General features: G+C 60.9%; 21 protein-coding genes. 12 read left to right on the forward strand and 9 right to left on the reverse strand.

Features of this window, described 5'->3' with window-relative positions:
- Nucleotides 1-196: 196 nt before the first annotated feature.
- Genes A3C3_RS0110315 through A3C3_RS0110325 form a run of 3 tightly spaced genes read left to right on the forward strand, consistent with a single transcriptional unit; the run spans nucleotide 197 to nucleotide 1,097 of the window.
- Nucleotides 197-502 carry a hypothetical protein gene (locus A3C3_RS0110315; RefSeq protein ID WP_022714525.1) on the forward strand — a complete coding sequence of 102 codons (306 nt, stop codon included), beginning with the start codon at nucleotides 197-199 and terminating at the stop codon, nucleotides 500-502.
- Between the two features lie 2 nt (nucleotides 503-504).
- The gene (locus tag A3C3_RS38110) at nucleotides 505-741 is read left to right on the forward strand and encodes a hypothetical protein (protein WP_022714526.1); all 237 of its coding nucleotides are present in this window, start codon (nucleotides 505-507) and stop codon (nucleotides 739-741) included.
- Nucleotides 741-1,097 carry a hypothetical protein gene (locus A3C3_RS0110325; protein ID WP_022714527.1) on the forward strand — a complete coding sequence of 119 codons (357 nt, stop codon included), beginning with the start codon at nucleotides 741-743 and terminating at the stop codon, nucleotides 1,095-1,097. The genes A3C3_RS38110 and A3C3_RS0110325 overlap by 1 nt, the downstream gene beginning before the upstream one ends.
- 8 nt (nucleotides 1,098-1,105) lie before the next feature.
- On the opposite strand, the gene A3C3_RS0110330 is transcribed toward A3C3_RS0110325, so the two are convergent.
- From A3C3_RS0110330 to A3C3_RS0110345, 4 genes are all read right to left on the reverse strand, one after another.
- The gene (locus A3C3_RS0110330; RefSeq protein ID WP_022714528.1) at nucleotides 1,106-1,528 is read right to left on the reverse strand and encodes a SufE family protein; all 423 of its coding nucleotides are present in this window, start codon (nucleotides 1,526-1,528) and stop codon (nucleotides 1,106-1,108) included.
- A 98-nt stretch (nucleotides 1,529-1,626) separates the two neighbouring features.
- Entirely contained in the window at nucleotides 1,627-1,830 is a 204-nt protein-coding gene (locus A3C3_RS48135) for a cytochrome b/b6 domain-containing protein (protein ID WP_051154451.1), read from the reverse strand.
- Nucleotides 1,831-1,889: 59 nt separating this feature from the next.
- Complete coding sequence (locus tag A3C3_RS0110340; RefSeq protein ID WP_022714529.1) at nucleotides 1,890-2,126, reverse strand: hypothetical protein; 237 nt, start codon at nucleotides 2,124-2,126, stop codon at nucleotides 1,890-1,892.
- Nucleotides 2,127-2,189: 63 nt separating this feature from the next.
- Complete coding sequence (locus tag A3C3_RS0110345) at nucleotides 2,190-2,681, reverse strand: DUF5330 domain-containing protein (protein WP_022714530.1); 492 nt, start codon at nucleotides 2,679-2,681, stop codon at nucleotides 2,190-2,192.
- Nucleotides 2,682-3,133: 452 nt separating this feature from the next.
- On the opposite strand from A3C3_RS0110345, the gene A3C3_RS0110350 reads away from it, so the two are divergent.
- The 3 genes from A3C3_RS0110350 (at nucleotide 3,134) to A3C3_RS0110370 (ending at nucleotide 6,285) form a co-directional block, all read left to right on the forward strand.
- Nucleotides 3,134-4,675, forward strand: coding sequence for a sensor histidine kinase (locus A3C3_RS0110350; RefSeq protein WP_028739546.1), 1,542 nt, complete (start codon nucleotides 3,134-3,136; stop codon nucleotides 4,673-4,675).
- Complete coding sequence (locus A3C3_RS0110355) at nucleotides 4,647-5,576, forward strand: peptidoglycan-binding domain-containing protein (protein ID WP_022714532.1); 930 nt, start codon at nucleotides 4,647-4,649, stop codon at nucleotides 5,574-5,576. Before A3C3_RS0110350 ends, A3C3_RS0110355 begins: the two co-directional genes overlap by 29 nt.
- 472 nt (nucleotides 5,577-6,048) lie before the next feature.
- The gene (locus A3C3_RS0110370; RefSeq protein WP_028739548.1) at nucleotides 6,049-6,285 is read left to right on the forward strand and encodes a hypothetical protein; all 237 of its coding nucleotides are present in this window, start codon (nucleotides 6,049-6,051) and stop codon (nucleotides 6,283-6,285) included.
- 85 nt (nucleotides 6,286-6,370) lie between these two features.
- Here the strand turns inward: A3C3_RS0110370 and A3C3_RS0110375 are convergent, their stop codons facing one another.
- The gene (locus A3C3_RS0110375; protein ID WP_022714536.1) at nucleotides 6,371-7,336 is read right to left on the reverse strand and encodes a phytanoyl-CoA dioxygenase family protein; all 966 of its coding nucleotides are present in this window, start codon (nucleotides 7,334-7,336) and stop codon (nucleotides 6,371-6,373) included.
- A gap of 241 nt (nucleotides 7,337-7,577) precedes the next feature.
- Nucleotides 7,578-8,918 carry an Ig-like domain-containing protein gene (locus A3C3_RS47880; RefSeq protein WP_022714537.1) on the reverse strand — a complete coding sequence of 447 codons (1,341 nt, stop codon included), beginning with the start codon at nucleotides 8,916-8,918 and terminating at the stop codon, nucleotides 7,578-7,580.
- A gap of 160 nt (nucleotides 8,919-9,078) precedes the next feature.
- Between A3C3_RS47880 and A3C3_RS0110385 the strand changes: the two genes are divergently transcribed.
- The 3 genes from A3C3_RS0110385 (at nucleotide 9,079) to A3C3_RS0110395 (ending at nucleotide 12,371) form a co-directional block, all read left to right on the forward strand.
- Nucleotides 9,079-9,717 (forward strand): class I SAM-dependent methyltransferase, encoded by a 639-nt coding sequence (locus A3C3_RS0110385; RefSeq protein WP_022714538.1) that lies wholly within the window; start codon nucleotides 9,079-9,081, stop codon nucleotides 9,715-9,717.
- Between the two features lie 413 nt (nucleotides 9,718-10,130).
- On the forward strand, nucleotides 10,131-10,898 hold the full coding sequence (locus A3C3_RS0110390) for a TetR/AcrR family transcriptional regulator C-terminal domain-containing protein (protein WP_145611880.1): 768 nt from the start codon (nucleotides 10,131-10,133) through the stop codon (nucleotides 10,896-10,898).
- A gap of 375 nt (nucleotides 10,899-11,273) precedes the next feature.
- Entirely contained in the window at nucleotides 11,274-12,371 is a 1,098-nt protein-coding gene (locus A3C3_RS0110395; protein WP_022714540.1) for a porin, read from the forward strand.
- A gap of 84 nt (nucleotides 12,372-12,455) precedes the next feature.
- Here the strand turns inward: A3C3_RS0110395 and A3C3_RS42560 are convergent, their stop codons facing one another.
- On the reverse strand, nucleotides 12,456-13,091 hold the full coding sequence (locus A3C3_RS42560) for a TetR/AcrR family transcriptional regulator (protein WP_022714541.1): 636 nt from the start codon (nucleotides 13,089-13,091) through the stop codon (nucleotides 12,456-12,458).
- A gap of 267 nt (nucleotides 13,092-13,358) precedes the next feature.
- Here A3C3_RS42560 and A3C3_RS38125 point away from each other — a divergent pair, with 267 nt between their 5' ends.
- The 3 genes from A3C3_RS38125 (at nucleotide 13,359) to A3C3_RS0110415 (ending at nucleotide 15,881) form a co-directional block, all read left to right on the forward strand.
- Nucleotides 13,359-13,931, forward strand: a complete 573-nt coding sequence (locus A3C3_RS38125) for a TetR/AcrR family transcriptional regulator (protein WP_022714542.1) — start codon at nucleotides 13,359-13,361, stop codon at nucleotides 13,929-13,931.
- A gap of 119 nt (nucleotides 13,932-14,050) precedes the next feature.
- Complete coding sequence (locus tag A3C3_RS0110410; protein WP_022714543.1) at nucleotides 14,051-15,487, forward strand: methyl-accepting chemotaxis protein; 1,437 nt, start codon at nucleotides 14,051-14,053, stop codon at nucleotides 15,485-15,487.
- Nucleotides 15,488-15,524: 37 nt separating this feature from the next.
- The gene (locus A3C3_RS0110415; protein WP_022714544.1) at nucleotides 15,525-15,881 is read left to right on the forward strand and encodes a DUF1491 family protein; all 357 of its coding nucleotides are present in this window, start codon (nucleotides 15,525-15,527) and stop codon (nucleotides 15,879-15,881) included.
- Between the two features lie 5 nt (nucleotides 15,882-15,886).
- On the opposite strand, the gene A3C3_RS0110420 is transcribed toward A3C3_RS0110415, so the two are convergent.
- Nucleotides 15,887-16,927 (reverse strand): DUF2336 domain-containing protein, encoded by a 1,041-nt coding sequence (locus tag A3C3_RS0110420; protein ID WP_028739549.1) that lies wholly within the window; start codon nucleotides 16,925-16,927, stop codon nucleotides 15,887-15,889.
- Nucleotides 16,928-17,156: 229 nt separating this feature from the next.
- Entirely contained in the window at nucleotides 17,157-17,363 is a 207-nt protein-coding gene (locus A3C3_RS0110430) for a hypothetical protein (protein WP_028739550.1), read from the reverse strand.
- Between the last annotated feature and the right edge of the window lie 86 nt (nucleotides 17,364-17,449).

A 17,449-nucleotide genomic window follows, 5' to 3' on the forward strand; every position in this document is an offset into this window, starting at 1 on the left:
GCCCGAAGCGACTGCGGGGATCGCGCAGCGGTCCGTTCCGGCGCCGCGAACGGACTGACGTTATATGAGGGAATGCGAAAGATATCGTTTGCTTTGTATTGCCTGGAAGCGCACTGTCCGGCCTCCAGCAGCCATTTTCACGGGCGCTGCTGTCTGAGGGCGGTCATGCCCTAGCCCCGACAGAAAGGAGGACTGCATGTCTTCCGAAGTCACCATGAAATACCTGAAAAGCGAGGACCTAGGCATGCTGCAGCAGGTGCTGAGCGATGCAGGCTATACCGGCGATATTCTTTTCGATCAGCCTCGGACTTTTAATGCTGCGGCACTGCTGCTCATCCAGTTGTTCCAGGCGGGCACGACCTCGCCCGCCGAGCTTGCAAGTGAACTCGACCGCCACTTCGGCAAGGCAAAGCGTGTCGTCGCCGTGCCTCCTACCGTTCCGCCGTTTCACCGTTTTGCCATTCAGGGCCTTCCCTCCTCCCTTTCCGCGATCGTCCACTGAACATGAACATAAGGCCACCCACCTTCGACGTCGACGATGCCCGGCGCGCGAACGAGTGCGCCTGCGTCTTCGACCTTCTGGCGACGCAGATTGCGATTGAAGCCGCAAACGCGGGGTGGCTGCAGAGCGAGGTTGCATTGGCTCTCGCTGACGCCGCCGAGCGCTACGTCATGCATGTCGCAGCCGGCACGCATGAGATGCCGATTGCGGCCAACTGCAACGCCGTTCGGGAGGCTTGATGCGGAGCGGCCTTCTCATCGCGTTTTTTTGCACCGCCGCGGCGCTTTATCTGGCGTGGGGACAGTTCGCTGCCTATCAGGAGCGGGAGCGCGTTCAAACCACCGATGCCGCCGAGCGCCGAACACGACTGGCGGAACTTTCCGCAGACGGCTGCAATGGTGCCGTTGGCTCCCTTTCGGCGATGGAGCATCGGCTCCTCAAGGCCGGAGGTATCGAGATCCCTAGGGCTCTGGCTAGCGACATCACGTTATGTCTCGAAGAGAATATCATGTCGGGCCGTTCACGGCTGCAGATGGAGCGGACGCACTTGATCAGGCTGTTTCCGCGCGAGGCGAGCATATTGCCGAACGAATGACCGCGCGCTCAAGCCGCGACACGCACCCGCGCTTCTTCCCGGATCCGGTTTACCATGGACCTCAGCCCGTTGGAGCGCTGCGACGACAGGTTCTCGACAAGGCCGATCTTCGAGAAGATATCGAAAGCATCGAGGCCCGCGATCTCCGAGGCCCTCTTGCCGGAATAGGTAGCAAGCACGATAGCGACGAGACCACGCACGATGTGCGCGTCGGAATCGCCCTCGAAGATCAGCACCGGATTTTCAGGATCCCCCTCGGGATGCGTCACCAGCCAGACCTGGCTGGCGCAGCCCATCACCTTGTTCGCGGACGTCTTCTTGTCGTCCGGCAGGTCCGGCAACCCCTTGCCAAGTTCGATGACATAGCGGTAGCGGTCCTCCCAGTCGTCGAGGAAGGAGAAGTCGTCGATGATCTCGTCGAGAGATGCCATAAGCGGGCCTTTCACTATTGTGAGTGATATAGGTGAACTGGCGCCGCTTTTGAACCATTAAAAAGAAAAACGTCCGCCAGGCGACAAACGCCTTGGGGTCAGCCGCCGTACCGCATCCGCCGGAGCAGCTCATCGCTGCGAACGAACTGGTGATAGAGGGCAGCTCCGGCATGGCACACCAGCAGCGCGACAAGCAGGCGGGCACCGAGGCCGTGAGGCGCGCGAAGGATAGTCGGTGAAGTTCGGCAGCATTGCGGGGGGGCCGCGCCGCTCAGGATTATCATGCCGATGCCGCTGGCCATGCCGGGAATGACGACGCCAACGGCATCCTGATCCTCATTCCTTCGCCCTGTTCCTCGCCTCAAAAGCCAAGGCCGGTGAGTTCGACACCGTCTTCTATATGGCGCTCGAACTCGCCGGGGGGGACGATAAACATCACTCTCTTCAGCCTCAACATGCGCGACGGCCTCAAGCTCAAATGCGACCTTCGCCGCCAGCCCGCGTATCCCTCGAACGCATAGAAAAAACGCCGTGAAGGATGGGCATCCTCACGGCGCAGCAAAATGCTGAAGTCAAACAGGGCAGGCACGTCAGGCACGGGGCATCTCCGTATCATGCGGATCGCCGGTGCAAGCTTGGGGCGGAGAACTCCGCGGAATTCTTAAAGGACCGGCTTCGGTGTCGGCAAGGGAATGGCGCCGGTCACGACCTTGTCGGAAACCGATTCGTCCTCCACCGGCGGGCGGTAGGGCATCGGCTGGTTCAGTGCGGCAGCCCTCTGCTCTTTTGCGGAAGGAGCAGCGGCTGCAACGGGAGCTTCGCCAAGCGGTGCGGCCGGCGTCGCTTCCGCAAGCTTCAGAGCCGGCGCCTTCTCGTCCGAGAACTGGCTGTCCAGCAGCTCATAAGCGACGCGGGCGCCTTCGCGGGCCCGGTAGCCGAGGGCGGTGAGCGTTTCGGCGCCCTTGGCGCAGACCTCCGGCTTCTCGTTGCACATGCCGGTGAGATAATCATAGGCGCCGCTTGCGGCGGTGAAGGCGTCAAAGAATTGGATTTGCGGGTCGTTGGCAAGCCGCGTCGAGCTCTCCGAGCTGAAGAGCGACAAGAGGACCAGCACAAGGCCGAACCAGAACGATCCTTTGATCAGAAACCACATTGTCGTTGCCCATCCTGTTTTTCCCGTCCGGTCTTCTCGCCGAATCAGGCCGGTTTTCCGGTGTGCTTTCACCCTAGCGGGGAAATGCGAATGCCACTTTTCGAAACTCGACGGCATTTGAGGCAAATTTAATTCGAATTTTAAATAAAGGCATTCTGACCGCATTTCAGTCAAATTGTAGCCATCGGGGTTAAGCATGGCGCAGTGGGCCGCCTGGAATTGCAGGGATTCCCTAAGGGCAGCGTGCCGCAAAGGTTAACGCAAAGCCGAAATGCGAGCGAAATCCACCGCTTACCCGCTATTAACCACAAAAACCAAAGGGCCCTGCGGATGGCTCAAAATGGGATTTTTACAGCTTTTGGGCTGTGGAGAGCCGCTTTGCCTTATCCTTTCCTTAAGCCGCCGGGGCCTATTGTCCGCACTGTGTAAAGAGCCTTTTCGGCGGGTATTGCGTGCGCGTATTGAGTGAAATTGGCGGACGGGCGGCAGCCCTCGTGGACCGGGCAGCGGCAGGCTGGCTTCTCCGCACGGGAAGCGGCGAAGCTGTTGCCGAGCGCGAGCTTGCGATCCTGCGCCGCCTCGTCTTCCTCTCCAGCGCGGCCTTGATCGCTGCGCCTGCCGGCCTCTCCTTCGTCACCAGCCCGGCCGTGGCGCTGCCTGCAGGTGTCGCGACCGTCTGTGCTGGCTTCCTCTTTTCAGCCGTGGGCAGCATCGCGCTTGCCCGCCAGAGCGCCGCGGTGTCCGCCGTCGCCGCGGCACCCGCGGAAGACTTCTTCCTGGAAAACAGCGTCGGCCTTGTCCTCTTCCTCGATCCGCAAGGCAACGTCACCACCGCCGGTGGCCGCGACAGCCGCGAGTTCCTCGCCTGGATGCGCGATCCGAAGGGCAGGGGCTTCATCGAGCAGGTGCATGTCTCCGACCGCATCTTCGTCCTGCAGGCGCTCGACCGGCTGCGCCAGGGCGAGGAGTGCGCCAGCGTCGACCTTCGCCTCGACCGCCCCTGCGTTTCCCTTGATCTTCGCCAGTTCGCGCATCTCAGAATGGACATGACGGCACGGCGCGATGAGGACGGCGAGCTCCTGGCCGTGGTCGCCCAGCTCCGCGACGTCTCCGTCGAACAACAGCTGCGCATGGAAGCCCAAAGCCGGGCGGCCGATGCCGAATCCGCCAACGATGCCAAGTCGCGCTTCCTCGCCGCCGTCAGCCACGAGCTGCGCACGCCGCTGAACGCCATCCTCGGCTTCTCGGATATCCTGCTCGGCGAATATTTCGGCAAGTTCGACAATGAGCGCCAGCGCGAATACGTGACCCTGGTACGCGAGTCCGGCGCGCACCTGCTTTCCGTCGTCAACACCATGCTCGACATGAGCAAGATCGAGGCCGGCCGCTATGAGCTGCTGCTCGAACCGTTCGATATAGGCGCCTCGGTCCGCTCCTGCGAGGCGATGCTTGCGCTGCAGGCCAAGGGCAAGGGTGTGACGCTGACGAGCCGCATCCAGCGCGGCCTCGACGAGGTTGTCGCCGACCAGCGCGCCATTCAGCAGATCCTCATCAATCTCGTCGGCAACGCTGTGAAGTTCACCGATGCCGGCGGCGCCGTCACCGTCGATGCGGCGATGCGCGACGGCATCCTGCAGATCTGCGTCAGCGACACCGGCATCGGCATTCCCGCCGACAGGCTCGAATCGCTCGGCCAGCCCTTCATGCAGGTGCAGAACGATTATACACGTCACTACGAGGGCACGGGCCTCGGCCTGTCGCTGGTGAAGGGCCTCGTGGCGCTGCATGGCGGTCACTTCGCGATTGCCAGCGTTCCAGGCGAAGGCACGATCATCACCATTTCGATCGCGGCAGATGGTTCTGCCGCCGGTGCCGCGCATGCGCAAAAAGACCGGGCCGTCGATTTCCCGCCGCGCCTGAAAATTGCGGCGACGAATGTCGCCGGACTGGAAGAGGGGCTTTTCGATGGCCGCGCGCAAGCGAAAATCGCCTAAGGGAAGGAGAGGCCGGCAGCAGCCGAGCCTGCTTCTCACAGGGGCTGCCGCCCTCGGCGGCGTGGGCATGACGGGCGCATCCGCGCTCGGCGGCGTCATTGCGCGCAATCCGTCGGTCGCAGGCGGTACCACCGCCTTTGTCGTCATCTTCAGCTTCGTCGCCGCCAATGCGCTCTGGTATCAGCCGGGTACGCATCCGCATCCCTTCTTCCGCACCCGCGATGTGCTAGCGCCCTTCTCGATCGGCCGTCCGGCCATGGAAGAGCCGCACCCAGGCGACGTCACGACCTTCAAGATCGAACGTCCGGGCGAAGAGGGCGCTGCCGCCACGACCAATGCGACGCCGCCGGCTGCAGCACCCGGCCAACAGCCCAGTCAGCTGGTCATGGACATCCAGAAGGAGCTCATCCGCCGCGGCCTCTATAACGGCACGGCCGACGGTATCATTGGCCCGCGCACCAGCGCCGCGATCCTTTTCTTCGAGGAAACCGTCGGCATGCCGCCGAGCGGCGATGCGACGCCGGAGGTGCTTGCTGCCCTCAAGACCGATTCCATCGGCCCGTCTGCCGTTCCCGCCGACAAGCCGCGCGAGGATGTGACCTCGAAAGCCTCGGCCGAGGATCCGGTCGCCGCCGCCATCCGCAGCGCCGAAAAGCAGATCAAGACCGCGCCCGCCGGCCTGAAGCAGGTTCCCTCATCCGAGCTCACCAATGTCGATCTGGTGCTGAAAATCCAGAAGGGCCTTTCCAACATGGCCTACGCCAATGTCGGCGTCGACGGTGTCGCCGGCGAACAGACCCGCACTGCCATCCGACGCTTCCAGAAGCACTACAACCTGCCGGAAACCGGCGAGCCCAACGAGGCGGTTTTGAAGAAGTTGAAGGAAATCGGCGCGATTTGAGGCTGGGTGAGGGAGACCTCGCGCTGGAAGCGGACGCTACACGCTGGCATCAAAACTCGTCCAATGTGAAATCTTCACTCCGACGACTTCTGGTTCCTGACGTCGTTCAAGGCGCTTTCCGCGCCGCTTCACGATGTCGTTCTGCGTCCGGCGCTCGACGAGGTGATCCGGCGCTGCCAGGGGCGTGGCGGAATAGGCTGACCGCGCCCTGGCAATCGCGGAGCTCGACCGGCAGCTCCCTTCGCTGGGAGAGCTGGACGGCATGTTCATCCGGCGCAAGGTGAGCCGGGAGGAAACCTTGCGGCAAGTGATCGGCGCGGTAGAGAGCGGAGTATTCCGTCTGGAAAGGTGAGCCGTCTGGGCCGACACGTTCACGCCCGTCGACACTTAACGCTTGCTGAAGCTGCCACCATTCAGGCAGGAAGCCACCTTGCTTCGTGCCAACTGCGAACATTTGCGCTATGCTCAATCGATGGAACGCCGGCACGCCAAATCGATTGCAATGCTTTCGTTGGCCCTGGCCGCAGCGAGCGTCGCTGCGGCGCACCCGGATTCGCGCTGCACCTGCCGCAATCGGGATGGCACGAAGTACGAGCTTGGCCAGACCGCCTGCATCAGGGTGGGCGGGGCGTCGTATCTCGCGCGCTGCGAGATGGAGCTGAACGTCACGACATGGCGTAAATTGCGGGACGGCTGCCCGGAGGCCTGAACCGCCACGGCGGGCCGTTCTGCCAAGAGCACTCCAATCGGCCGAAGCCGGTCCAGCCGGGCCGGCCTCGGAAATCCAGGGACGGTTATCTGATCACCGGCTCGCCGTGATACCGGCGCTTTGACGGCTTCGATACGCCAAATCCGACTTCCATCATCAGGCGCGGCGTATGCTTGGCGAGCGTTCCCATATGGAAGCCGAAGGGATCCTCGACAAAGCCGGTGCCCGCCTTTCCTGTCAGCGTGACCGCACTCTCCATGCCGTAGAAGCCAAGCACGTCCTCGGCCGAATGTCCGACAAGCAGCGTCAACTGATGCTTCATCCGGCGGCGGTTGTGGCTGCCTTGAACATAGACATGGGGACCGGCATCCGCATCGACGTCGGACAGATAGAAGAAGAATTTCAGCATCCGCCAGTCGTCGAGATCGAAGTGGAACTTGAACGAGGCGCGGCTCAGATCGGCTTCCGAGGCAGACTTCGTCGGGAAACTCCACCATGTCCGCGTGGTGATCAATTTCGCCTCGCCGCCGAGATAATGCCGCGCGATATTGAGGAGCAGCGGGTCTTGCTGCACGGCGACCGCTGCCTTGCATTGCAGAACCCGCTCGAAATGATGGCCGCTCAAAATCGTGCGCCCGAAGCGGCGTTCGGCTTCAGCATGCTCTCCGGCGAGAAACTCGACCTTGCGCTCGAAATTGCCGAAACACGGCGTCTCGCGTGCAAAACGGGCGATTTCCTCATGGATGGCTGGCGGCAAAGTGAGGCCGGTGAAGATGCCGTTTCTTCGCAATTCCGCGGCGGCGTTCTCCGCCTTGATCCCGCCAAACATTGACGGTGCGGTTGTTGCCGAAGACGCAACAGGTCTGGCCGTCAGCCAATGGGCGCGACGAAAAGGCATCGTGCGCGCCAGCAGGAACATCGGCAGCCAGGCGGGATTTTCCTTGAGGTCGGTTAAATAGGTTGGTACGCGCGCTGCCATGCGGCGAAGGGGCCCGCCTGTGCGGGCAATGGCTTCGAGGTCTTTCGGCTTAGACTTGGGCGCATCAAGCATCTGACATCCTTATTCGAACATGGTTTCCCATGGCGTTTCCCCGTGGCGCCGGCCTACGGTAGGTGGTTTTGGATCATGATGCAATGCAACATGGGAATTGCAGCCTGCGACATGGTTAATAACCAATTGAATAAATTGAAGAATTTCGGACGCCGACCCCTAGCGGGCAGCGGAGCTGAGCCCGTGCGTATGTGGCAACAAACGGGCGGCGCGCCGGTGCTAAAGCCGGTTGGGGCGACGCCTAGAAGAAATGGAAGTCGTCGGCGGCAAGCGATGTGCCGTGGCTCACGGCCGCAAACGCCACTGCGGCCGCATCGCCGCTCCCGTCGGAATCGAAGAGCAAGCGGCCGGAGCATGTGTCGTAGATGATGTGGTCGTCCTCATCCAGCGCGGCTGTGCCCTTCGCGAAGGCCCCGGGGTCGAGCGCGCCCGCCACAACGCCGGCGAACACTGAGCTGTCCAGCCGGAAGACGTCGTCAGCGGAGCTGAAGTCGAGGATTTTGTCGCAGTTCGCCCGGCCGGGCTCAGTGTCGAAAACGAAGATGTCGCCGCCCGCCCCGCCGGCGAGCGTGTCGCGGCCGGTTCCGCCGTTGAGAGTGTCGTCGCCGTCGCCGCCGCGCAGGCGGTCCTTGCCAGCGCCCCCATCAACGGTATCGTCGAACCGGCTGCCGGTGATCCGGTCATTGCCGCCCATCGCGGCGACCAGAACCGGGTGATCGTAGGCCCCATAGCTGGCGACGTCTTTCGCATCGGTGAGTGTGATCTCTTCGGCCGGCGGCACGATCATGATAGTGATCGTCGCCAGATTGCTGTTGCCCTGGCCATCGGTGGCGTAGACCGTGAAACTGTCGGTGCCGGTGAAGCCGGCCGCCGGAGAATAGTCGAAGAGGTTACCGTTCAGGTAGTCCTGGTGATAGTGCAGGCTGCCTACATATTGGCCCTGATGAAACGGATAGTAGCCTGCTTCATATCGCGTCTCCTGCTGGAGCGTGCCATGGTCCGGCCCGTCCACGATGACGAAGCTCAACAGGTCGAAATCGGCATCCGACGCGCTGAACTTGATGTCGTCGAGCGATTGGCCCTGCGAAAGCGAGAAGCTCATGTCGGCGGCGGTGGGCGCATGGTTGACGAAGGTGTCGGGCTGCAGCGCGCCGCCTTCCAGGATGATCTGATGCGGGCCGTACTGGGTGTTTTCGCCGCCGAAATATTCGTTGGCGCCCTGCCATGTCACCACTACGTCGTCGGGGCTTTCGGCAGTGACGGAGATAATCTCAGTCGAAAGATAGGCCGCCTGGTCGGACAGCGTGCGGATATAGCGGCCCTCGTTGTCGAAGACGAAAGTTTCCACCGTCGTGAAGATCTCGGTCCTGCCGTCATTGGTGAAGGTGGTGACGGTAAAGAAGCCGTCGAACACGTCGACCGAGGCAAGATCGACCCAGCCGTACGGATAGTCTGTATGCGCGGCCCCCGGTCCGAGGACGTCGCCGTCCGTTTCCGTTATGCTGAAAAGGATCGCATCGGGGCTCTCGTTGTTGATGTCTTCCCATACGTTAAGCTCACTGCCATTGCTCAAAGTGGGCATCGTATTTCCTTCGTTGCAGGGAAACGGCACTGCGGACATCTTCACGGAGAGGCAAGATAGGCAGGGATGCGGTCCGATCAAGCTTGGCGATGGGGTTGACGCTTCCTTCGGCATGCTCGCTCGAAATCTGGTAAACTTTCTTCCTCAAAAAGGAGTGGGTATGTCCACAAGTGACCGGAAAGCTCATTGGCAGGCGGTCTATAAGACCAAGGCGGAGAGCGAAGTCAGTTGGTACGAGGATGCGCCGGAACTCTCGATGGTTCTGCTGCGTCAAGCCGGGTTGACGCCGGACATGTCCGTGATCGACATCGGCGGCGGGACCTCGCGGCTGGTCGATGCTCTTGTGGCATCCGGCCAGGCCCATATCAGCGTCCTCGATCTGTCTGCCGCAGCCATCGAGACGGCAAAGTCGCGACTGACGGATGCGACGCGTGTGCAGTGGATCGTATCGGACATGACCGCCTGGACGCCCGGCCGCCAGTATGATCTCTGGCACGATCGCGCCGCCTTTCACTTCCTGACGGAGGCGGCCGACCAAAAGGCCTATGTTCGGGTGCTGGGGCAGGCTCTCAAGAATGGCGGCAAAGCCGTGATCGGTACCTTTGCGCCCGACGGACCGGCAAGATGCAGCGGCCTGCCGGTCGCCCGCTACGATGCGGAAAGCCTGCAGGCTGTTCTCGGCAGCGGGTTCAAGCTTGCCGCAACGCACCGGCATGAGCACACGACCCCATCGGGATCGGTGCAGCAATTCCAGTTCAGCACGTTCGAGAAGGTCGGTGGCGCGGAGCGGTGTGCTTGATTCGAGACGCCCGGCACGCCGGCTCCTCCATCGCCGCCCGCATCGATCAGATTATTGGTGCGCGCCAATTGCGGCGAGTTGTCGCGTCCCTTCTGTCGTGCGTGTGAAGCCAACGCGACGGAGCCTCGAAACCTGAAAGAAATTAGGGCGATTTGACTGCGGTGGACCGACTTTCGCACTGCAGAAAATTGGAAAGGCAATGTGCTTGCAGGGCCTTGAAATTCGTTAGGGCAATATCGAAATGTAATTTTGATTGTCATCGGCCGCTGGCTGGCGAAGAGGTACGTTTTGAGACCGTGGTCAACTTCGCTTGAAAGATACCAGCCGTATGGTATCTTTTTTCTGTCTGATACTGTTGGCCGACGGCCCATGGCCGGCCAGCTCAAAGATTTTTGCCTGCCGGGATAGCCCGAATGTTGTTTCAAGATTCCGGCAGCGCTCTATCCGAAACACATAGTTCTGATCGCGTCATGTATAAATCAATCGCCTCCCTGAGCAGCGCGGACAACCGGCGGCTTTATAAGGTTCTTTTCGACCATTTCTCGTCGCTCTATCCAGCGATAGCCAAATCGAGCGTGGCTGAATTTCACTTAGGGGGCGATCAGACATTTCGGCTCCTTCGAGGGTCGAAGGACCTCACTTTCGAGGTTGTCTACTCCGACATTTCCCGCTTCGCCTCGATCACCCGATCATTGAACTCACGAGCACGAAAATACATCACGGGCTTTGCTCTTCAGTGGAGCACTTCGCGCGTGGCACCTCCGCGCGGTTTCCTGCAGCTTCCTCGTCCGCTGGATGAAACGCGGGTTCCTGAAGATGTGCTGATGGTGATCTTCCATCTTGATCAAGCTGATCCGGTCGAAGCCGAACGAAAGATCATGGCATGCATCAGCGCGCTCTATCCCTCCGCTCCGAGATTGCAGCGAGAAGCGCAGGACTATAACGGCCAAAGAGCAATAGCGCAGCTCGCTGACTGGTTGTCGTTCCAGGATGCAAAGCGCGTGCTTGACATCGAAGACCCCGACCACGCGGCAACGATGCTCATCTCGATGATGTTTGGAGGAATGGCGTCTTGCATGACCGCAGGTGGCGGCTTGCCGGACAGATCGAGCCTTCTTGGCTATCTCAAAGGGTGCATCCACCTCTTCGTGAGAGGTTGCCGCTGTAAAGAGGCCGCCTGACCGGAAGAGCCGATATGGAACGGGCCGGCTACTGTTCACCACGCCATTTTTGAGTGGCGGTGGAGCTCGGCTTTCTTTGGTTGGCATCTCTCGCAGCGGCCTCTTTAGCTTGCCCAGGCAGGACAATCTTGACCGCGAAACGGTGGCTCGGCCAGGTCTGATTGTGGCAAAAATACAACGCTCGCTGTTCGAAACTATTTTTGGTACGAAGACGTTTATTAAATAATTGACGGGCTGGCGCATCGCCTGTTCTAAAGGTTGCGTTGCCGGAGCAAATCGCCCCGGCAACTCCTGGCGGACTGAAATTTCAGGGGACCGCATCCATCGCGCTAGCAAGAGCCAACCTTGGGGTTGGCCTCTGGAACGGAGACAAAAATGAACATTAAGAGCCTTCTTCTCGGCTCCGCTGCTGCCCTCGCAGTAGTTTCCGGTGCTCAGGCCGCCGACGCCATCGTCGCTGCCGAACCGGAACCGGTTGAATACGTCCGCGTCTGCGACGCTTACGGCACCGGCTACTTCTACATCCCGGGCACGGAAACCTGCCTCCAGATCGGCGGCTACATCCGCTTCGACGTTGGCTTCGGTGCTGGTGACGCATTCAAGAACAACGGCTCTGAGGACTGGGATGCCCGCACGCGTGCGCACATCAACGTCATCGCAAAGAGCGATACGGAATACGGCGTTCTGACGAGTGCGATCATTCTTGAATCCAATTTCCGTCCGAACGAAGTTGACAGCGACGCTCGTTCGGCTGGAGCATCGTCTACGTTCGGCAGTTCTCAGGACAGCACTGGCATCGACGAGGCTTACATCGATCTCGCCGGCTTCCGTGTCGGCAAGTTCGCCAACTGGTGGGATGATGACTTCTCGGGCGAAACCGACGTCATGACGACCCTCGATGGTTCGACGAAGCAGAACTCCATCCGCTATCAGTACGACGCTGGCGACTTCTATGCCGGCATCGCTCTCGAAGAGCTGGTTCAGACAGAGGGCGGAAATGCCAACAACCTCGGTATCGACGGTTCCATCGGCGGTAAGGTCGGCGGCTTCACCTATGCGATTATCGGCGCCTACGACACCGACGCCCAGGAAGGCGCCGTACTCGCAAAGGTCGGCGTTGACGTTGGCCCGGGCACGCTCTCGGTTGCCGGTATCTACTCCACCGGTCTGGGCGATCAGGGCTTCAACGGCTACTACGACGCCGGCGAATGGTCCGTGGCTGCTCAGTACGCGCTCAAGGCAACCGACAAGTTCACGGTCACCCCTGCAGTTCAGTACATCGACAACATCGATGCCGACGCGAGTGGCAGCTGGGACAGCGGTAGCGAGCTGCGTGCTGGCGTTACGCTCGATTACAAGGTCGTAGAGAACCTTTCCACAAAGCTCACTGCAACCTATGTTTCGGACGATCACGACAACGCGGCGGATCAGGACTGGGTCGAAGGCTTCTTCCGCCTGCAGCGCGACTTCTAATCAAACGCTATAAAACTGATCTGAATTGACCTCTGATCAGTTTCGAGGGAAGAGCCCGGTATCCCAGCCGGGCTCTTCTTCAATTCAGGCGGTCAGCCCCTTGGCGAAAATTTTAAGGCTCGAACGAAGATAGGCTCGAGTCCGTTTCGCGCGTTCTTCCAAATCCATTTCCGCCCGGCCGATGCTCAAGCTCCCGAAGACGATGCCGATCAGCATGGTGGCTGCAGCGTCTGCGTCAGCAACCGTTATACGGCCCGTCTGCTTCATCCGCCTGAGCCACTCGGCGAGCTTTGCACGTGCGAGGCTGAAATCGTCCCGCAATTCCGCGACTTGTTCGGCCGCTTCCCAGCCGACCTCTATCATGAAGTAGTCATTCATGCCGGCCGCGTCTGCCGCACCGTCTTCATCGATAAAGAAGATTCTGGCGAGTTGTTCCTCCAGCGGAAGCTGGTCATCAATTTCCGGTACGAAGAAAATGGAATCGCTTCGAGATTTCAGTATATTCCGCAGAAGGTCGGCTTTTCCGTTGAAGAACTCGTAGAAGGTTCTTTTGGAAATGCCGCATCTGGCCGCTATCACATCCACCGTCGTATTGATGTATCCGTATTCGATGAAGACATCGCATCCCACGCCGGTTATCTCATCCCGTCGCTGATCGGTGTCCACGCTTTTAGGACGACCGCGCGGCCTCTTTACATCTTCCCCTGTTTTTGAACTCACGATCCCTCATCGCTTATAATTTTTCCCACCCCGGCCTCGACTGATACATGAACCGACCTGGCGGGTACAGGCCGTCTGGCCCCTCTCATCCAACGTGCGGCCATCACGCCGAGCTCACGCATTGTCACCGTCGCGTTACGATCTCAAGCTTCTCAAAAGAATTTGCCCGAAGCAATACAGATGTTATTTTGTGCGACACACATTGCCATCGCGCGGCACGCTCTGATTGCGTGCCTTGATTGCGTGCCGGGGGGCAAGAGATAGACGATGGAAAGTTCGTACAGGCGCAGGAAACAGCCGGAGCTGGTCAAGCGGACCCTGATAGATGAAGCGGCAAAACTTGCCGTGCGGGAAGGCCTTGCCTCCGTGACCGTTCAGGCCGTATCCGACGCAGCGGGCGTGACCAAGGGCGGCTTCATCCATCATTTTCCGAGCAAGAAGGACCTGATCGACGCCGTCTTCGGGGAACTCCTTGAAGCGATCGATGACGATATCGATGCCCGTATGGCCAAGGACCCCGAACCCTATGGCGCGTTCACGCGCGCTTACATCAACTCGGTCTTCCAAAACAATCTCTGCGCCAAGGGCGGCCAGTGGGCGCCGCTGACGATTTCGGCGCTGACGGACCCGTATCTGCGCAATCTCATGGCAAGCTGGGTCGAGGAAAGGGCGCAACGCCACAATGAGACGGATGGAGATACGCACTTGAAGATCGCGCGCCTGGCTGCCGACGGCATCTGGCTCGCCCATCTTTATAAGATCAAGATCACCGATCCAGAGAAGCTGAGGTCTGAGCTTTTGGCAACCACCAGAAAGCCGGGTGCGCAACGCAAGAACTAGGATACTGGCCCCGATTCGGGCATGCGCCCTACAACCTAAGTCTAAGCCGTCCACTTCGTTTGCAACTTATTAACCACATTACCTGAAACTTTCCTAATTTACTTGGGGGAGCCGGGGTCATGTATGCGCTGAAGACGGTGGAGGAGGTTGCCGATGAGCCGGGCGGGCACAGCGCGGAGGCTTTGCGGCATGTCCTTTCCAGACTGGCGGAAGAGGCGTCCACGCTTGGCATCGATCTCGTCGATATCGCCGGCGCCATCCAGGACATGGCGGCGATGTCGGCCCGTCATGCGGGGGCATTCGACGATGTGACGCGGACAGCACTTTCGATCGCCGAGACGAACCGGGCAGTTGCCGTGTCGCTCAACGAGACCGACCGGACGGCAGTGGAGGCTCGGCACATGCTGAAGGAATCGGCCGGCCGCCTGTCGGGGTCGGTCGAAGAGATCGGCCATATGGTGGAGTCGTCCGAGGAGATCAGCGCCGAGATCAATACCTTCTCCAAATCGCTTGCCGATGTCGACAAGGTTGCCGCAGAGATCAGCACCATCGCGCGGCAGACGAACCTTTTGGCGCTCAACGCCGCGATCGAGGCGGCACGCGCCGGCGAGGCGGGCAAGGGCTTTGCCGTCGTCGCCTCCGAAATCCGCGCGCTGTCGCTGCAGACCTCCAAGGCGACTGGCTCCATCCAGGAAACGCTGGACGAGCTGCGCATCAGGATCGACCGTCTCTCGGCGGCAGGCAGCGGTGCGCGCGAAAGTGCTGCCGGCGTCAAGGACAAGACCGAGGCGATGCGCGGCGCATTCGGCAAGATGGAGCATGTGATCACCCAGATCCTCGACAGCTCCACGGTGATGGCAAGGACCACCGAGGCTGTCGACCAGCAATGCGCCGGTTTCGTCGCCAAGCTCGGCGAGATGTCGGCCGAAGTGCTGAACTCCAACGTGAAGCTCCAGCACGCCGCAAAGCGTGTCGACAGCGTCGTCGGCCTTTCCGAGAAACTGGTGCAGTTGACGGCGAGCGCCGGTGTGCAAACGGCAGACAGCCTCTGGATCGCCAAGGCGCAAGGTGTGGCCGCCGCGATTTCCGACGTCTTCGAACATGCCGTCGCCGAAGGCCGCATCGGCTTTGAGGCGTTGTTCAACCGGCAGTACCGGCCGATCCCGGGAACCGATCCGGTGCAGCTCATGGCGGCTTTCACGCAACTCACCGACCGCGTCCTGCCGCCGATCCAGGAGCCCGTCGCAGCCAGCGACGAGCGCATCGCCTTTTGCGCGGCGGTCGACGAGAACGGCTATCTGCCGACGCACAACCGGAGATTCTCCGAACCCCAGCGGCCGGGCGATACGGTGTGGAACACCGCCAACTGCCGCAACCGGCGCATCTTCAACGACCGCGTCGGCCTTGCCGCGGGAAAAAGCACAGCAGCTTTCCTGGTGCAGACCTATCGCCGCGACATGGGCGGCGGCAGTTTCGTGATGATGAAGGACATCTCCGCGCCGATCACCGTCCACGGGCGGCATTGGGGCGGGCTGAGGCTGGCGGTAAAGGTCTAGCGTTGCCGCCCGCACTCCGCCGGTCTATACCGCGCCCATGAGATTGCGCACCGACATCTTCGTTTCCGCCCTCGTGCGCCGCGTTTTCGCTAGGGGCGATTTCGCCGCTATTGAAAAGAAGGGGGCGGAGGAAGCGGGTGCCATCTTCATCCGCCAGCATTTCCGCGACGGGCTCGAAACGCTTTACGCGCCTGCGCCGCAAAGCTTCTTCGATGAGGAGGAGAGCGGCATGCGTCTTTTTGAAATCAGGCTTGACAAAGCGGAGGCCGAGAAGGTGCGCGAACTGCTCGACCGCGAGCGGAAGTTCGATCCGGATCTCTGGATCGTCGAGCTCGAAGCCGACGACGTCGCCGAGATCGTGCCGCTGGCCGACGAGCGGAAGACCCCCCTCTAAAGTTCTTATCGGCGGCCGACGATGCGGATATCGCGTGCCGGCGGCACCTGGCGCACGGCGTTCGGGGCGGAAGCGGCGGCTTGCTCCGTCCGCGCCTGGTCTTCCGGCTTGTAGGTATAGCTGTCGGCGCGACGCCAGGCTTCGACCCGCTGATGGCATTCCTCCGGATCGAGCGCATCCAGCACCATCCAGGCGCGGGTCACGTTGTGCTGCGGCTCGGCAAGATGCCGATACAATCTCTCAAGCACGAAGACGGCGTCGAGAAAGCCCATGCCGAGGCTGGTCAGTGTCGTTGCGAGCTGCTGGCCGGAGAGATCGAGCATGATGCGCTCGGCAAGCCAGCGGCTGGCCGAAAGCGCATCGGCAAGCGCCGTTGCGAAGGACTCGGCCTCCCGCGCGCGGGCAAAGCGGACGAGCAGGGCCTCCTGGATGTCGGACAGCGTGCGCAGGCCGAGGCGGTTGCCGTCATTGCGTCCGAGATGTCGTGCCAGCCCTTTGATCCTTTCGCGCATCGCCTCTTCGCTGGCAAGGCGCTCGACGAAATCGGCCGCCTCCATCGAGGCACCGGTCGGCGGGAGCGCAAGCGCTTCTGCCGGCTCCTCGGCAACGGCGGCCGGCGCGGTCTGGCGCGGCTCGGAATGACGCAGCGCCACAAGCGCATCGATGACCTTCGGCGAAAGGCTGTCGCGGCTGACGATCGCCCGGGCGTGGGCAGTTCCCTGCGACCGGGCGATGATGATCAAAATATCGTCGTCGATCGCCTGAGAGGCCGTCAGGAACGGCGCGGCGATTGCGATCGGCTGGCTGCCGATGAAGAGGGCAACGGCCGGTGGGATGGTCTTGGACTGGGAAAGTGCGGCAACCGCCTGGCGGCGCGCTTCGTCGGACGAGGCCTGAAAAAGCGGCATGAACAGTTCGGCGAACTGGCGCAGCTCGGATCGGGTGGGATGAGCCAATCCTTCGAAGCTGCTGACTGTCGCCATCAATACCACATCCTTTTTCCGGATGGCCAGGGGGCCTTCTAGGTCTCGAAACCGGTCACGCACACGAACACCCTGGGAAACGCGGAACTCGGGCCCTTATGCGCTGGCGGGACGCACATCAACCCATGCGAAGATGAACAAATCCTACACCGGCACGGTTAACGGTTGCTGAAGATTTTAATCAAATGCGAGACGACGATGCACGCAAAACGGGCATCCTTAACGATCGCCGGCGCAATGAAAAAGCGCCTTGCAACGGCAAGGCGCTTCCGGACGTTCCTCGGGATGCAGTTCAAAGACCTTTGTGCGAACGCATGGCCGTCAGCAGCTTTTCGCTATCGGTATGGCCTGCCTGGTAAAGATCGAGCGCGGCAGAGGCGGCAAATCGCGCTTCGGCGCTTTTGATATCGATCCGCTTTTCCGCGCACCATGCGTCCAATGCGCATCTCAGCACATCGAGGTCTTCCGGAGAATATGACGAGTTCAACATCAAAGACATCATCTGCCCCCCGTTCTTGCGGCAAGAGCATACATGGTCTCCCAACCGGCCGTTGCCCTGAAACTCGACTGGCAAAAACACGATAC

Origin of the sequence: Rhizobium mongolense USDA 1844, assembly GCF_000419765.1 — a bacterium.
In the GTDB taxonomy this organism is placed as follows: Bacteria; Pseudomonadota; Alphaproteobacteria; order Rhizobiales; family Rhizobiaceae; genus Rhizobium; species Rhizobium mongolense.

Bases quoted from the DNA above. Each gene is read 5' to 3' on its own strand.
- A3C3_RS0110315 (WP_022714525.1), top strand. From the start codon at position 197: ATGTCTTCCGAAGTCACCATGAAATACCTGAAAAGCGAGGACCTAGGC.
- A3C3_RS38110 (WP_022714526.1), top strand. From the start codon at position 505: ATGAACATAAGGCCACCCACCTTCGACGTCGACGATGCCCGGCGCGCG.
- A3C3_RS0110325 (WP_022714527.1), top strand. From the start codon at position 741: ATGCGGAGCGGCCTTCTCATCGCGTTTTTTTGCACCGCCGCGGCGCTT.
- A3C3_RS0110330 (WP_022714528.1), bottom strand. From the start codon at position 1,528: ATGGCATCTCTCGACGAGATCATCGACGACTTCTCCTTCCTCGACGAC.
- A3C3_RS48135 (WP_051154451.1), bottom strand. From the start codon at position 1,830: ATGGCCAGCGGCATCGGCATGATAATCCTGAGCGGCGCGGCCCCCCCG.
- A3C3_RS0110345 (WP_022714530.1), bottom strand. From the start codon at position 2,681: ATGTGGTTTCTGATCAAAGGATCGTTCTGGTTCGGCCTTGTGCTGGTC.
- A3C3_RS0110355 (WP_022714532.1), top strand. From the start codon at position 4,647: ATGGCCGCGCGCAAGCGAAAATCGCCTAAGGGAAGGAGAGGCCGGCAG.
- A3C3_RS0110370 (WP_028739548.1), top strand. From the start codon at position 6,049: ATGGAACGCCGGCACGCCAAATCGATTGCAATGCTTTCGTTGGCCCTG.
- A3C3_RS0110375 (WP_022714536.1), bottom strand. From the start codon at position 7,336: ATGCTTGATGCGCCCAAGTCTAAGCCGAAAGACCTCGAAGCCATTGCC.
- A3C3_RS47880 (WP_022714537.1), bottom strand. From the start codon at position 8,918: ATGCCCACTTTGAGCAATGGCAGTGAGCTTAACGTATGGGAAGACATC.
- A3C3_RS0110385 (WP_022714538.1), top strand. From the start codon at position 9,079: ATGTCCACAAGTGACCGGAAAGCTCATTGGCAGGCGGTCTATAAGACC.
- A3C3_RS0110390 (WP_145611880.1), top strand. From the start codon at position 10,131: ATGTTGTTTCAAGATTCCGGCAGCGCTCTATCCGAAACACATAGTTCT.
- A3C3_RS0110395 (WP_022714540.1), top strand. From the start codon at position 11,274: ATGAACATTAAGAGCCTTCTTCTCGGCTCCGCTGCTGCCCTCGCAGTA.
- A3C3_RS38125 (WP_022714542.1), top strand. From the start codon at position 13,359: ATGGAAAGTTCGTACAGGCGCAGGAAACAGCCGGAGCTGGTCAAGCGG.
- A3C3_RS0110410 (WP_022714543.1), top strand. From the start codon at position 14,051: ATGTATGCGCTGAAGACGGTGGAGGAGGTTGCCGATGAGCCGGGCGGG.
- A3C3_RS0110415 (WP_022714544.1), top strand. From the start codon at position 15,525: ATGAGATTGCGCACCGACATCTTCGTTTCCGCCCTCGTGCGCCGCGTT.
- A3C3_RS0110430 (WP_028739550.1), bottom strand. From the start codon at position 17,363: ATGTCTTTGATGTTGAACTCGTCATATTCTCCGGAAGACCTCGATGTG.